At 54.7% G+C, this 13300-nt stretch carries 17 protein-coding genes and 1 pseudogene; 7 read left to right on the top strand and 11 right to left on the bottom strand.

Features of this window, described 5'->3' with window-relative positions; translation table 11 throughout:
- On the bottom strand, positions 1-312 hold the full coding sequence (locus tag EXW94_RS12350) for a putative quinol monooxygenase (protein WP_174340224.1): 312 nt from the start codon (positions 310-312) through the stop codon (positions 1-3).
- A gap of 85 nt (positions 313-397) precedes the next feature.
- Positions 398-1075, bottom strand: coding sequence for an SDR family NAD(P)-dependent oxidoreductase (locus EXW94_RS12345; RefSeq protein WP_217436435.1), 678 nt, complete (start codon positions 1073-1075; stop codon positions 398-400).
- Positions 1076-1579: 504 nt separating this feature from the next.
- Between EXW94_RS12345 and EXW94_RS12340 the strand changes: the two genes are divergently transcribed.
- Positions 1580-1801: an ANR family transcriptional regulator gene (locus EXW94_RS12340; protein WP_174340223.1), complete on the top strand. Its 222-nt coding sequence runs from the start codon at positions 1580-1582 to the stop codon at positions 1799-1801.
- Positions 1794-2036, top strand: a complete 243-nt coding sequence (locus tag EXW94_RS12335) for a TraR/DksA C4-type zinc finger protein (RefSeq protein WP_174340222.1) — start codon at positions 1794-1796, stop codon at positions 2034-2036. The genes EXW94_RS12340 and EXW94_RS12335 overlap by 8 nt, the downstream gene beginning before the upstream one ends.
- A gap of 129 nt (positions 2037-2165) precedes the next feature.
- Here EXW94_RS12335 and EXW94_RS28470 read toward each other — a convergent pair whose 3' ends face one another.
- Positions 2166-2297 (bottom strand): hypothetical protein, encoded by a 132-nt coding sequence (locus tag EXW94_RS28470; protein WP_302480539.1) that lies wholly within the window; start codon positions 2295-2297, stop codon positions 2166-2168.
- Positions 2298-2425: 128 nt separating this feature from the next.
- On the opposite strand from EXW94_RS28470, the gene EXW94_RS28215 reads away from it, so the two are divergent.
- Complete coding sequence (locus tag EXW94_RS28215; RefSeq protein WP_254797833.1) at positions 2426-2692, top strand: hypothetical protein; 267 nt, start codon at positions 2426-2428, stop codon at positions 2690-2692.
- Positions 2693-3062: 370 nt separating this feature from the next.
- On the opposite strand, the gene EXW94_RS12325 is transcribed toward EXW94_RS28215, so the two are convergent.
- On the bottom strand, positions 3063-3677 hold the full coding sequence (locus EXW94_RS12325; protein ID WP_174340221.1) for a DUF2913 family protein: 615 nt from the start codon (positions 3675-3677) through the stop codon (positions 3063-3065).
- Positions 3678-4816: 1139 nt separating this feature from the next.
- On the opposite strand from EXW94_RS12325, the gene EXW94_RS12320 reads away from it, so the two are divergent.
- The 3 genes from EXW94_RS12320 to EXW94_RS12310 are packed head-to-tail and all read left to right on the top strand — an operon-like array spanning position 4817 to position 7147.
- The gene (locus tag EXW94_RS12320; protein WP_045910926.1) at positions 4817-5215 is read left to right on the top strand and encodes a transposase; all 399 of its coding nucleotides are present in this window, start codon (positions 4817-4819) and stop codon (positions 5213-5215) included.
- On the top strand, positions 5212-5559 hold the full coding sequence (tnpB, locus tag EXW94_RS12315) for an IS66 family insertion sequence element accessory protein TnpB (protein ID WP_000612591.1): 348 nt from the start codon (positions 5212-5214) through the stop codon (positions 5557-5559). The genes EXW94_RS12320 and tnpB overlap by 4 nt, the downstream gene beginning before the upstream one ends.
- A 49-nt stretch (positions 5560-5608) precedes the next feature.
- On the top strand, positions 5609-7147 hold the full coding sequence (locus EXW94_RS12310) for an IS66 family transposase (RefSeq protein WP_174340220.1): 1539 nt from the start codon (positions 5609-5611) through the stop codon (positions 7145-7147).
- 319 nt (positions 7148-7466) lie between these two features.
- Here the strand turns inward: EXW94_RS12310 and EXW94_RS12305 are convergent, their stop codons facing one another.
- The 7 genes and pseudogenes from EXW94_RS12305 to EXW94_RS12270 form a co-directional block, all read right to left on the bottom strand.
- Complete coding sequence (locus EXW94_RS12305) at positions 7467-8600, bottom strand: IS110 family transposase (protein ID WP_174340219.1); 1134 nt, start codon at positions 8598-8600, stop codon at positions 7467-7469.
- Positions 8601-8851: 251 nt separating this feature from the next.
- Positions 8852-9964: an IS256 family transposase gene (locus EXW94_RS12300; RefSeq protein WP_302480540.1), complete on the bottom strand. Its 1113-nt coding sequence runs from the start codon at positions 9962-9964 to the stop codon at positions 8852-8854.
- Positions 9965-10134: 170 nt separating this feature from the next.
- Positions 10135-10585, bottom strand: a pseudogene (locus EXW94_RS12295) (transposase); the annotation flags it as partial.
- A gap of 320 nt (positions 10586-10905) precedes the next feature.
- Positions 10906-11322, bottom strand: coding sequence for a putative zinc ribbon protein (locus tag EXW94_RS12285; RefSeq protein WP_174340217.1), 417 nt, complete (start codon positions 11320-11322; stop codon positions 10906-10908).
- A gap of 4 nt (positions 11323-11326) precedes the next feature.
- On the bottom strand, positions 11327-11731 hold the full coding sequence (locus EXW94_RS12280) for a putative zinc ribbon protein (protein WP_174340216.1): 405 nt from the start codon (positions 11729-11731) through the stop codon (positions 11327-11329).
- A gap of 142 nt (positions 11732-11873) precedes the next feature.
- Positions 11874-12122, bottom strand: coding sequence for a hypothetical protein (locus tag EXW94_RS12275; RefSeq protein WP_174340215.1), 249 nt, complete (start codon positions 12120-12122; stop codon positions 11874-11876).
- Between the two features lie 162 nt (positions 12123-12284).
- Positions 12285-12638: a hypothetical protein gene (locus tag EXW94_RS12270; protein WP_174340214.1), complete on the bottom strand. Its 354-nt coding sequence runs from the start codon at positions 12636-12638 to the stop codon at positions 12285-12287.
- A gap of 337 nt (positions 12639-12975) precedes the next feature.
- Here EXW94_RS12270 and EXW94_RS12265 point away from each other — a divergent pair, with 337 nt between their 5' ends.
- On the top strand, positions 12976-13170 hold the full coding sequence (locus EXW94_RS12265; RefSeq protein WP_050862694.1) for a hypothetical protein: 195 nt from the start codon (positions 12976-12978) through the stop codon (positions 13168-13170).
- The last annotated feature ends 130 nt before the right edge of the window (positions 13171-13300 follow it).

Here is a 13300-nt window from a genome sequence, read left to right as displayed (position 1 = left end):
TTAAACTAATATGCCATAGAGGCGAACATCTGATTTCTCAACAAGTACGGCTGCTGTATTTTCAAAAAATTCAACAACGTAGGGCATTCTGCAGTGAAGATCAAAATCCGCCCTTGATTTCCATTTTTCGATCAGACAGACATCCCATTTTGTGCCATCAGCGCCTGAATACTCGATTTCCCGCGTCAGTTCATAGCCCATACAGCCTTCTTCAGACAGGGTATCCGGGATGAGTTTACGCAGACTGTCTGCAAGCTCATCGGCCATCCCCTTCTTCGCCAGAAACCTTGCCACACAGTGAATATATTCCATTTTCCTTAATTCCTTTTTTATCGGGCCGTATAGCCGCCATCGACCGGAAGTAATGCGCCGGTTATAAACGATGCAGCTTCACTCATTAAAAATCAATAAAATATGCGACATCCTCAGGGGTCCCTATTCTGCCTAATGGCTGCGCCTGAGCTTCATCCCTGTGAACCTGCTCAGGATCCAGTCCATTTTTTAAGGCATAACGCTGGACAGCATTTCGATAGAGGGGCGTGTCTATCGTTCCGGGACATACTGCATTACAGCGAATACCAGACTGTGCATAATCCAGAGCAACAGTCCTTGCCATTGATGCTATTGCCGCCTTTGATGAATTGTAAGCAAAGCTGTCTGGCTTGCCGATAATAGCCTGATCGGAGGATACAATGACGATGCTGCCTTTCCGCCTTTCTTTCATAAAAGGGATCACAGACCTTAACAGGAAGTAGGTGCCTTTGGCGTTGACATCCATAATTCTGTTAAAATCATCTTCTGTCGTTTGCTCTATATTTGCAGAAAAGTGCACACCAGCGCTTACCACTAATGCATCAATTCTGCTCTCCCGTGCAAAGACGGAACTGACAGCCTCGTCCACGTCATTGCGATTTGTTACATCACATTTGACAAATATTCCGCAAGCCTCTGGCGGTTCAGCCTCTGGCGGGAATAAATCAAGATTGTAAACACGATAGCCACGTGACAGGGCAAGGAGCACGGTTGCTTTGCCTATACCACTGGAGCCACCGGTTACAATACAAATCTCAGACATGACGTCCCTTTCAGTTAAATTATATCAACAGACATAAAAATATATCTTTCACTACCAGCAATAATCAGTTGCGCTGATTGCATCTGAATGGCAGATGCCTTGCATAAACTGAAAAAGGGATGGCGTTACAGCTTTCACAGCCCGACACAAAGATGCTTTTGATTTTCACTCGCTTTCGCCGTAACACCATCAGGTTAAGTTTGCACAATTTATAATGCGATGTAAATGGATGCCAGCCAAAAATAACCCGCCCCTTCAATGTTTAAAATTACACAAAAAAAACACCCCAGACTATTTAAAAAAGAAAACATATTTATTTTGATATAAAAATAAGACCTAAAAAACACTTGCATTACCCGGAAAATAAAATAATGGTTAATGCTGCATTTATTATTCTCAGCCAATTAACCAGAGTTTCGGGTACAGACTTAATCCCGGCTCTACTATCACGGCCCCCGACAGTGAAAGGGCAAAGGATCGCAGGCACAGGACAAGGAACCAGCAATGAAACCATACAGTGAATTCAGCCGCCTGGCAGAACAGGCGGTCAATGCGGAACGAGAAGGGAATTATGACGATGCCGCGCTGTTCTGGCAGGATGCATCAACGGCAGCGCGGTTCAGGGTTAATCTGGAGTGGGCGCAGGCACGAAAAGCATACTGCGAACAGCGTTGTGTTCGCGGCTCAGCACCTCAAAAAACCGGGGGAGAATACCGTCATGGCTGATATTGCAGATGAGGCGCAGGGCGCTGAAGAACAGCTCATCACGCAGGGCTTAACCTCCATTCGCGCGCAGCTTGCATCGTCTGGCACTGAAGAGTGCCGGCATTGTGGTGTGAGCATACCCGAACGCCGTCGCCAGCTGCTTCCCGGCGTCAGTACCTGCGTGGAATGCCAGGAGCGCAGCGAGTTTTATCAGAAAGTCGGCTCCGTCCGTGTTGCTGATAACGACGCAGACTGACGCGAAAGTGAAATCAACCGGCGTAAAAGAACGCCGCCACGTTAACTCATGAAGGAGAAACCATGTACCAGACCCGCAACACCCCGCGAAGTTTCTGGCATTTCCTGTAGCTCACCCAGCCCGCTTTTTTTACGTTATCTGCACGGTTTTATCGCCGCTCTGGTGCTCAGCCAGGTCGTCACCAGCAACGGTATCGCTTTTACCGCAGACGGTACGCCGTACGGCCCTCGCGCATATCACCACGGGCCTGACTTTACTCATACTCAGCGCCATACTGATTGTTTACTGCATAATGCTCCGCGGTTTACTGCATAATGCTCCGCGGTCTGCGGCATTACTGTCCTTATCTCTGGGGAGACACGGCACAAATCCGGCGGGATGTTCGCACAGTGCTTAAGCGCAGACTGCCTGAGGCTTCTCTGCGAGGGCTTGCAGGCTCCGTGCAGGGGCTGGGACTCGGCGCAGTAGCGCTTGTTGTGCTCTCCGGTGCCGGCTGGTTTATACTCTGGCTCCTTGACTCCTCTCTTGCACCAGCCCTTCGCGAATGGCATGTCACGCTTACCGGGTTGATTGAAGTCTACAGTGTCGCGCACGCTGCGATGGGGCTGCTTCATTTTACGCTGTGGTACTTCCGGCAGCGCACAGGCACAGACTGATATTCTGCTCAGACCTCACGCCCGTACTAAACCTGGGGGCCGGCGCCAGCCTTTAAGCGTTCAGCCTGTCAGACGCGGCGTACATCGCCACCAGTCCCCCCCAGGTGAAAAGGGGGGCGTGGATGTTTTCCCGGACTGTTTTAACGGTTAACGCCATAAAGCTGCCGCGCGTGAAACGCCCCCCCATCGGCCCGGTGGTTTTCCTGTTGCTCTTCTGTGCTGTTAAGCTCCCCGCCAGCCCACACCTCCTGTTCTGAAAAAACCTTCAGAGTTCAGACCGTTTCGCGCTTCTTCACAGCGTTCACTCAGCTGCGGGCCAGGCACGCCCTGCGGTTTACCGGGCGCTCACGGGTAAGGTCAACAAAGCGCTTCAGGCGCCGTCTGAAGAGGGTTTAACGATAATGAGGTCCGGCTCTGCGACCTCAGACAGCAGGGCAAATGCCGACAGGGTATCGCGCACCGCATCCGGCTCACCGGTGGTCATGAACGTGAGCGGTCCCAGCAGCCTGCCGGCGTCCGAGAACTGGCGCACCAGCTCTGATTTGCGGACCAGCAGGGCCCGCTCCCCGGCATACTCCCTCTGAAGACTCTCCCGCCGCCATTCCTTATCCGTCACCACCGCATTTACCCAGCCCTGCGATTTAAGCCGGTCAATGGCGAACGTCAGGCGGTGCAGTTCAGACTGCGCCTGCACCGGACCATTACTGGCGGCAAGCACGCCCTCCAGCCGCTGCTGAAGCTGCGCGCCCGCCCCCTTCTGTCGCCCGCAACGCAGCAGGTCCTCAATTTCATCGGCGATGGCACGGGAAAAGCGTTTCTGCCGCTGAGCTGATCCAAGCCAGCGCATCAGGAAGGCGTGCGCCATCAGCGGGGACAGCGCCTGACCGTCGCGCTGCGCAAGCCTGAGCGCCACAAGCGCACACCAGGCCAGATGCCCCAGCGCGGCCAGGGTTTCTTCTGCAGTCAATGTGTTGTTCTGTTTCATGGTGCCGGAGTATAAACGGAGGGATAAAAGATGAAAGAGTGTTTTTATGAGAAGCCGCGAGAATATCGAATAGGGCACCCGATTTGACGGCTGTTAAACCAGTCTGTGAACGTGGTAAATACGGTGGCTTAACATTCGGTTCCCTTTGCTCAGTTGCCGTAAACAAGAATCAGGGACAGGGCCACATAAATGCAAATGCGCGGAAAGGCTCATTAAACATCTCTGCACTCTGCGCGCTGATAACAACAGATACATAAATCGAAGAAATTGCGGCGCATGGTGCCTCCAGGTGAACCTGTATTTAGCCACTACAGATCCGCTCTCAGGTACGCGTGTTCGGGTAATGCCAGCTAAACAGCCCCGCCGCTGAGGGGGATTCACCGCAACCGGGATGGCGCTACGGCGTCCGCCGCCTGACTCAAAGATGCCTTGATTTTCACTCGCCGTAACGCCATTTCGGTTGAGGGGCGCTAAGCTACAATATTTTTCAAAAAGCCAGTTTGCAAAAAATGCGGATTTATAAAAGGAATGACGCAACATACCGCCAACGAAAAAATAAATCATTTTGATATATAAAATTACCAGTCAAGGCAACTTGCCAGCATCCCTCAATATGAAACAATGAATCGTTTGTTGCAAATCCACACTATTCCCTGTTTGTCTGGACGTTTAGATTTACCAGCAGCCGCCCCGTGCGGCTTTTTTTATTTTTCTTATTGTATAATTTCACACAAAACGTGTGTGACTGATTATTTCTTAACGTTGACTTTTCACTGAAAGATTTATAACTCGGTATCTTGTCGTATCGCCCAGTACCATCAGCTCAGTGACGACAAGCAGAAATGCGCCGGCACCGGGCTGTAGTGAGCGCTGAACCAGGTCGAGTCTGAACAGCATGGCGTAGGTTACCCGCTGGCGTGGGGATGCCGATTCTGTCATCGGCGGAACTAAGAGGCGTCGACAGACGTCATTGCCGTAGCGCTTACATTTATATTGCTGCCAGGCAGGATTAAAAGGAAACAGAACGATGGATTTAATTGGGAAACTACGTGGTATTTGTAAGCGTCGTCCCAGCACCGTCTGGTAGATCCTGAAATTCCTGAGAGGATAGTGGACACTAAATATGGCGGACACTATCCATGAAATCATTAACCACAGTGCGTAAAAAAAGCCCTAATTATCCCGTTGAGTTCAAAATCAAAATGGTTGAACTCTCACACCGACCAGAGATCTCCGTAGCACAACTCGCACGTGAGCATGGGATCAACGACAACCTGCTGTTCAAGTGGCGCCAGTACTGGCGTGAAGGAAAACTCCGACCTCCTGCAACAACAGAGAATCGCATGCCTGAGCTGCTGCCGATAACGCTTGATGCTGAAGATGTCCCTGCAATGTCCACCCGGTCACAGCCTGTAACGGCGGTACCTGAATCACTCAATATCAGCTGTGAAGTGACGTTTCGGCACGGTTCACTCCGCCTGAATGGAGCCATCAGCGAAACTATTTTGAACCTGCTGATACAGGAGCTCAAACGGTGATCCCACTACCATCAGGAACCAAGATCTGGTTGGTCGCCGGTATCACCGATATGCGAAACGGCTTCAACGGCCTCGCCGCAAAGGTGCAGACAGCGCTGAAAGATGATCCGATGTCGGGCCACGTCTTCATCTTCCGGGGCCGCAGCGGCAGCCAGGTCAAACTGCTGTGGTCTACCGGTGACGGGCTGTGTCTGCTGACCAAACGGCTGGAGCGCGGCCGCTTCGCCTGGCCGTCAGCCCGTGATGGCAAAGTGTTCCTGACGCAGGCGCAGCTGGCGATGCTGCTGGAAGGTATCGACTGGCGTCAGCCTAAACGGTTGCTGACCTCTCTGACCATGCTGTAAATCTCTTTATCCTGGTTGTCACTGAATAAGCCTGGTAAAATGCGGGCTTATGAACGACACCTCTCCTGACGACATCCTTCTACTGAAACAGCGCCTGGCCGAACAGGAAGCGCTGAACCGTGCTCTGCTGGAAAAACTGGCCGATCGTGAACGCGAAATAGACCACCTGCAGGCGCAACTGGACAAGATGCGTCGGATGAACTTCGGCAGTCGTTCCGAAAAGGTATCCCGCCGTATCGCACAGATGGAAGCCGATCTGAACCGGCTGCAGAAAGAGAGCGATACGCTGACCGGTCGGGTGGATGACCCGGCAGTACAGCGCCCGCTGCGTCAGACCCGTACACGTAAACCGTTCCCCGAATCACTCCCCCGTGACGAAAAGCGACTACTGCCTGCGGAGTCGTGCTGCCCGGACTGCGGCGGTTCGCTGAGCTATCTGGGCGAAAATACCGCCGAACAGCTGGAGCTGATGCGCAGCGCCTTCAGGGTTATCCGGATGGTGCGGGAAAAACATGCCTGTACTCAGTGCGATGCCATCGTGCAGGCTCCGGCGCCTTCCCGGCCCATCGAGCGGGGGATCGCCGGACCGGGGCTGCTGGCCCGCGTGCTGACCTCGAAGTATGCAGAGCACACGCCGCTATATCGGCAGTCAGAGATATACGGCCGGCAGGGTGTGGAGCTGAGCCGCTCACTGCTGTCGGGCTGGGTGGATGCATGTTGCCGGCTGCTGTCCCCGCTGGAAGAGGCGCTTCAGGGCTATGTCCTGACCGACGGCAAACTCCATGCCGATGACACCCCGGTCCAGGTGCTGTTGCCGGGCAATAAGAAGACGAAAACCGGACGGTTGTGGACGTATGTTCGTGACGACCGCAACGCCAGTTCAGCGCTGGCACCGGCGGTCTGGTTCGCCTATAGCCCGGACAGAAAAGGCATCCATCCGCAGACCCATCTTGCCGGCTTCAGCGGTGTGCTGCAGGCGGATGCGTACGCCGGGTTCAACGAGCTGTACCGCAATGGCCGGATAACGGAAGCCGCCTGCTGGGCTCATGCCCGCCGAAAGATCCACGATGTGCACGTCCGCCCCCCGTCAGCGCTGACGGAAGACGCCCTGAAGCGTATCGGCGAGCTGTACGCCATAGAGGCGGATATAAGGGGAATGCCGGCGGAGCAGCGGCTTGCTGAACGTCAGCGAAAAACGAAACCGCTGTTGAAATGCCTGGAAAGCTGGCTGCGTGAAAAGATGAAAACGCTGTCGCGACACTCAGAGCTGGCGAAAGCGTTCGCGTACGCACTTAACCAGTGGCCGGCACTGACGTACTATGCGGACGATGGCTGGGCCGAAGCAGACAATAATATCGCTGAAAATGCCCTGCGGACGGTCAGTCTGGGTCGTAAAAACTTCCTGTTCTTCGGCTCTGACCATGGTGGTGAGCGGGGAGCGCTGCTGTACAGCCTGATCGGGACGTGCAAACTGAACGGCGTGGATCCAGAAAGCTACCTTCGCCATGTACTTGACGTCATAGCTGACTGGCCGGTCAACCGGGTCAGCGAACTGCTACCCTGGCGCATCACACTGCCAACTGAATAACACCTCCCCGTCAATACGGCTCTCGCTGTACGCTGATATGACTTTCCGGGTCAAACCGAAACCTCTGGTTTTTTGCAATTATCTTTTGGGTCTAATTCCCTGAGGGCGACGTAGCAGTAAATCCGACGGTGAATCACGCTGATATTCGCGGGTTGGGTACCGCATTACAGAGGTCCGTCATATGAGCCTGCCACTTTCTTACGTCGCGAATTGGCTCTGTTCCGCCGTCGCTAAGCGTAAACGTGGGTTACTCTTGTACCGGGCTACGCCGCCTTCAGGAAACTGATACATCTTTCTTCTTTAAATGATGCCTCTGTCGTCATGCTGGTTTTTGATGTTGTGATTGCCGTGTCAATGACATTGCTATCCGACCGATATCCCAGATAAAACCCGCCAGTTCTCGCGCAACAGCAACAATCGTTATATTGACATGCTTCCCCTTTGCCTGAAGTTTTCGATACCTTCTGCAAAGCCTGACCTGAGCATCCCATGCCCTGTCAATGACGGGGCGGGGTAAATGTTCCTGACGATTTTGTATTGCCGGACTGATACGTGCCGGATGCCGGTAACTCCACGCAGCTTCAACCAGCAGTTTCCTTGCAAAGCTGTTCCCGGCTTTAGTAATGCTGCCCTGATGTCTGTTTCCACCTGACGAATATTCCGATGGAGTGATACCAAACCATGACATTAGCTGTCGAGGATGTTCGAAACGGGTCAGGTCGCCCAGTTCAGAAATCAATCCAATTGCCGTAATAAACTGAATTCCCCGCATCGCCTGCAGAGCTTCCACCACAGGGTAAAGTCTCCATTCGGTAACCGCCTCCCTCAGGGCTGACTCCAGCCGTTCGCATTGTGCCAGCCGGTCTTCTATTGTGCGGCGGTGCTCGTCGAAAGCTAATTGCCGCCAGGGACTCTCGAATGAGTATTTGCTGAGCCAGCGTCGGTGCGCTGGCCCCCAGTCAGCCCGTCCGACATAATGGATTCCATGGACCAAAAGAAACGACTTCAGTCGTTGTCGGGCATGCCGTAAATCATCGCGGGCAGATGCCCATGCCCGGGCCAAATCTCTGAATGCCTCATCTTCAATACCGGGTACGTAGACAGCAGAAAGATCTCCGGCACGCAGTGAGCGCACCAGTCTGATGGCATCACGCCGGTCAGTTTTGATCCGTTCGCCCGGTTTTTTTGGCATAAGCGAAGGGGCACAGACCATGCAATCAAAGCCGAACTTCACCAGTCGCCGATAAAGGCCGTAGCCGCAGGGGCCGGCCTCATAAACGATACTTACCTGAGATGACTTTGACTGCAGGCGCTTGCAAAGACGTTCAATCTCAGTGGGTGTCGAGCTAATTTTACCCATAAATTCAACTTGTTCTGAATTGATGGCATAGGCAACAGAAATGGATTCTTTGTGAACATCTAATCCGACGTACAACGTGCTATTGTTGTTCATGCAGGCCTCCGTGATGGAAATACCGGGGTGTAGCAACAGCTCAGCTATGCGGCACTGGCAACGATGTTAACCCGCGTTCAATATCCCACGTTGGCCAGCGCCTGTCTCACGGAAAGTCATTATGTCTTACTGGTATTTTGAGACGTCAGTCGGTCAGGAGAGAATCTGAACCTTCATCAGCGCATGAACGTAACACGAAACTGGAGGGCAAATGGCTTACGAGTTATTGTCAAATCTGGTGTATGAAGCCATCAGGCAACGCTCCGATCTGATGCTTCATCGTCCACCTGTTCGCCGTCTTTGAACGGCACGTTGTTGGCCACCAGAGTCAACAGCTCAACCCCCTTAAGTCGATTCCAGCTTTTTTGCGCTGTCTGGAGCAGCTTGAATACCATTGCCAGCGTCGTTGCTTTTGAGCCGCAGTTCTTCGCCCGTTTGCTACGTAGCCTGACTGTCGCAAACGCTGACTCGACGGGATTAGTCGTCCTTATTGACGCCCTGTGCGCCGCCGGAAAATCGTAGAAAGCGAGCAGCTCTTCGCGATCCTTCGTCAGCTTCTTCATGGCAGCCGGATATTTGTCGCCATACTTCACCAGCATCGCATCCAGCGTCGTGTCTGCTGACTCACGATTCTCTGCCAGCCAGATATCCCTCAGGTCACTTTTTATCTTCGGCTGCACCAACTTCGGCAAGGAAGCCATTACGTTAGCGGTCTTATGTACCAGACAGCGTTGGTGCCGGGTATCAGGAAACACCTTTGCCTGTGCATTCCAGAAGCCCATAGCCCCATCGCCGGTTGCCAGCTTCGGCGATGCCGTCAGCCCACGTGAGCGAAGGCCGCTCAGGAGCTCGTACCAGCTGGATTCCGACTCCCTGTAGCCATCTTCAACCGCTATCAGTTCTTTACGTCCGTGTTCAGTGACGCCGATGACAACCAGAAGGCATAGCCTGCCGTATATTGCTGTAAATGCCATCAGCCCAAAGATAGACATACCGCGTATCGCCCAGGCATGGTGCTCATCCAGCCACTGCGCTTTCAGACGACTGATGGTGCTGGCTGAGAGGCCGGAAGCGCCTTCGCTGAGTAAGACAGACAGCACTTCGTTGAAATCGCCGGTAGAAATGCCACGCAGGTACAGCCAGGGCAACAGCTCCTCAACAAATTTAGCCCGCTTCAGGTAGGGCGGTAGCAGGGGGCTGTTGAAGCGAATGCCGCTGCCACTGCGATCCCTGACCTTCGGCACTTTGATGCAGACATCGCCGATGCCGGTTTGAATACTGCGCTCGTGAGGCTCTGCGTTGATACGCTGCGTAACATCAGCTTCCATGATGCGGTTGAGCATAAACTCGGTGAGCTCACGCAGAAAATCCTCGCCGCCAAGTTACATCAGGGTGTTGCTGAATGTCATGCTGTTGTCAGCCATCGGTTGACTCCTTCTAAGATCATTGTCTGATTAACCATTACCTTACCGGATAAACCGATGGCTCTCACCATCCTTCCGAATTTACACCACGCCCTAAGACTCTACCATTTCGTGTCTGCGGCCAGATGGAGCTTGCACCATACTCTGCGCCTGCCAGCCCCCTTTAGCCTGACTTTCCATTCCTCTTCGCCGAAGACCTTCAGGCCAGTAGCATCGATAACCAGAGTCGAGATTCCCCCCGGGCTGGCACCTTTATGCTGACGTTGGCGCGCTTTGCCCGTTTGCTGACCTGAGAGTAGTCAGCGCAGCGGCAGAACCGTCAGGTAAAAATCGAGTCAATGAAGCTAATGCCCGGAGCGGCAGGTTTAACACGCGCTTCATCAGAACCTGGGTGATCGCCATATCGGTGTAGTGGAGAGATCGGCTACGGCCTTCAGGCTGTGCACTGTCAGTCCATGCAGCAATAGCTGATTCATCAAGCCAGACTGTAATCGAACCATGCTGCCTGAGCGCGTTGTTGTAAGCTGACCCGTTGGTGATTTTAAACTTTTGCTTTGCTATGGGGATCCGATGCTGAAGAAACTGTAGCGATAAGATCCGCCAGGCACCTAAACGTTCGATTGATTCACCAGTTCGCTGCCTGACTTCGGTATGCAAACGCAGAATCAATGACCGGTAATCGGCCATACTCTCGCGGTACGGCAATCCAGGCGTAACGCTGAGCGCCACCAGTTCCGGGTCATGGTCAACGGCCCGCTGCAGAAACGCACGCTGACAGCATCAGACGCCCGGATATAAGATTGATTCACAATGCAAACTCTCTCTGGATTAAATCAGGGAGGCCCCCTCTGTGGTGGTATCGCGTTCATAAGGATGGGGGACTACCTGATACTGCAGCAGTAGTTTCTCTGCCAGTTCACTTCTTCGATGCTGTAGATACCGGTCTGACACCGGTAACAGTGCTTCAGACCATGGTAATGATCCCCGCACCACGCGCAGTACCAGGACAGCGTCATTACCGTTGCATCCAGTCCGTTGAGCATATTGCGCAGCTTCCTGTGCCGGGCCTCCGCTTTCACTTCCGGGTCGAGATGAGCGCAGTTCATCAGCACATCCCGGGCCACGGCCAGCGTATCGTGTTCAAACCACGCCGGGTCGCTGAAAGTGCCGGCATGCAGTACCAGACGACATCCACAGGAAGCACAGCTCCATATCTGCCCCTGTGCGCTCATGGCCTCACCGGCCGTCACAAAGTGACCTTCACGGTCATTTGCCAGATAACATTTCAGCAGGCGCATCCCCTTACCTCTGCCGTCCGGATTTCCGCTCAGAGAGCATCCTGCTGAACTCACCGGTTCGGCAGCACAGGCAGTAGTGCTCGCCATGGTAATGGCTGTCGCAGCCACTGCAGTGCCAGTCATACTGGTAAACAAGCGGGCGGGCATGGGGTACATAATATTTAAGTTGCCGGGTAAGACAGGCCTCCTCAGGCTCTGGTCTGACATACGGACAATGCTGATCCCCGTTATCTGTCAGCATGTCGGACCGGTGTTCAAACCACGGTCGCTCAGTGTTGTATTCAGGATGGTAACGCAGCGCACTGCCGCACAGGTGGCAGGTGTAGCGGTCATACGGATACCGCTGTGCCGTTCGGGCTCCGGTAAGACGACCATGACCGTCAAGGGCTATGAAAGATTTGGCATACATCGTGGTTCTCCTTACCGCCATACGACATGCAGGCGCCAGGCGTCCCGGTACGGGCAGCCTGGTGACGTGTGAACAGCGGGGTTAGGGATATCGCAGGAAGCGGGGAGGATCGGCCGATCGTCCCCTGTATCCTGCCCGGACACTACGGGAGTGGGCTGTCGCTGTCGTCGGCGTGGTCAGCCTTCTCCAGCAGCGGGCATACGATCTTCTGTTCGGGCGCGGCGGCATCCGGATCGTGAATAAAGTGGTCGAAATCGAACACGGCTTCGGCCACCGGCACCATCAGCGCACCGCAAAGCACGCAGTAATGACGCCAGATAAACCACGCATCCTGCGCATAAACCAGATCACCGTGTTCGTTCAGGGCATACATAATCTTTACCGGCTCCATCGGTTTTCCTCCGGCGTAACGGGCTGTTCACTGGCCGCACCCGCGGCGTGAATGTTCATCATGTTCATGTTTTACCTTTGCTGAAAATGGGGAGGGAGGCTTCGTGACCTCGCCTCAAAAATGTTCCGGGGATGGTCAATAATCACCGTGACCGGCTGAAGGTCAGAGTGCCGGTATGGCGCACTGATCGTCCTCACAGTACGGGCACATCCGGGGTCCGTACCAGCGGGTCCGGCACGGGATGCAGTACCAGCGCTGCGTCACGGTGGCCTGGCGGGGCGTGCGCCTGCGCTCGCGGGGCATGCGCGGACACGTCGCCGCTTTTACGATCGCCACGTTGTTGTGGAGGCTGTGCACAAACTGGCGAACGCCATCGAGGGTCGTCAGCAGCAGCCCGCCACCGCAGCCTTCACAGACATACAGAACCCGGTCGCTGAGGCCCGGCGCTGAAGCCCGCACGCGTCTGCCACCGGCACCGATGGCGTAGCTGATGGTGGTGGTAAAGTACACGCTCACCCTCCCTGAAGAACCGGGGACAGCGGCATGACCTCACGCACCAGGGCCGCGTATTGCAGGGGATAAGGTCCGGTATCTTCCCGGCTAACCTGCAGCCAGACGGGGGCGGATAACAGGCACCGGATGCCAGCGGGATGAACCGCTGACCAGGCCTCGCCGGCCAGGGCAAGGAGCGCGCCGGTCTGGCATTGCCGCGAGCGATCGTGCCGGGGGCGGTAAAGGCTGTGCTGACTGAGCAGCACCAGGATCGGCATGGCGGCAACGGAAGATCTGCCCCATAGCATTCGGATGTACGTCGGCGGAGCCGGTAACGGGCACGTTGCGCGCTGCGCGAGCAATGCCGGATACGGAGCAGTCGCCTCGCGAAGCAGGCGCAGACGCGCGTCAGCCACGGGTTGCTTACCGTCCATCGCGCATGCCCCGGGTCAGGAGCGGCACGCTGAACAGCGCGCTGCGGCAGAAAGAACAGGATTTAGCCCCGCTGTACTGGCGGTGGCACTGCGTGCAAACCCAGCGGGTTGCTGAAGCATAAATGGGGTGGTTCATGGGATAGCCTTTCTGTATCAATGGCACGGGGAGCCCTGCGACAGGTTCAGCGAACGTCGCATGCGGCAGGGCGCGTGCAGGTTTAAGGGGCGTCGGGTGACGTTCTGATGAGCAGG

The organism is Enterobacter sp. JMULE2 (assembly GCF_013337145.1).
Classification (GTDB): Bacteria; Pseudomonadota; Gammaproteobacteria; order Enterobacterales; family Enterobacteriaceae; genus Enterobacter; species Enterobacter mori.
Note: the sequence above shows the minus strand (reverse complement) of the source record. Positions and strands in the feature narration are given on the sequence as shown.

What these genes read in the sequence shown, in the direction of transcription:
- EXW94_RS12265 (WP_050862694.1), top strand. Translation starts at nt 12,976, where the DNA reads ATGCCGGATACGGAGCAGTCGCCTCGCGAAGCAGGCGCAGACGCGCGT.
- EXW94_RS28470 (WP_302480539.1), bottom strand. Translation starts at nt 2,297, where the DNA reads ATGAGTAAAGTCAGGCCCGTGGTGATATGCGCGAGGGCCGTACGGCGT.
- EXW94_RS12280 (WP_174340216.1), bottom strand. Translation starts at nt 11,731, where the DNA reads ATGTATGCCAAATCTTTCATAGCCCTTGACGGTCATGGTCGTCTTACC.
- EXW94_RS12335 (WP_174340222.1), top strand. Translation starts at nt 1,794, where the DNA reads ATGGCTGATATTGCAGATGAGGCGCAGGGCGCTGAAGAACAGCTCATC.
- EXW94_RS12325 (WP_174340221.1), bottom strand. Translation starts at nt 3,677, where the DNA reads ATGAAACAGAACAACACATTGACTGCAGAAGAAACCCTGGCCGCGCTG.
- EXW94_RS12275 (WP_174340215.1), bottom strand. Translation starts at nt 12,122, where the DNA reads ATGGAGCCGGTAAAGATTATGTATGCCCTGAACGAACACGGTGATCTG.
- EXW94_RS12310 (WP_174340220.1), top strand. Translation starts at nt 5,609, where the DNA reads ATGAACGACACCTCTCCTGACGACATCCTTCTACTGAAACAGCGCCTG.
- EXW94_RS12340 (WP_174340223.1), top strand. Translation starts at nt 1,580, where the DNA reads ATGAAACCATACAGTGAATTCAGCCGCCTGGCAGAACAGGCGGTCAAT.
- EXW94_RS12305 (WP_174340219.1), bottom strand. Translation starts at nt 8,600, where the DNA reads ATGAACAACAATAGCACGTTGTACGTCGGATTAGATGTTCACAAAGAA.
- EXW94_RS12320 (WP_045910926.1), top strand. Translation starts at nt 4,817, where the DNA reads ATGAAATCATTAACCACAGTGCGTAAAAAAAGCCCTAATTATCCCGTT.
- EXW94_RS12345 (WP_217436435.1), bottom strand. Translation starts at nt 1,075, where the DNA reads ATGTCTGAGATTTGTATTGTAACCGGTGGCTCCAGTGGTATAGGCAAA.
- EXW94_RS12285 (WP_174340217.1), bottom strand. Translation starts at nt 11,322, where the DNA reads ATGCGCCTGCTGAAATGTTATCTGGCAAATGACCGTGAAGGTCACTTT.
- EXW94_RS12350 (WP_174340224.1), bottom strand. Translation starts at nt 312, where the DNA reads ATGGAATATATTCACTGTGTGGCAAGGTTTCTGGCGAAGAAGGGGATG.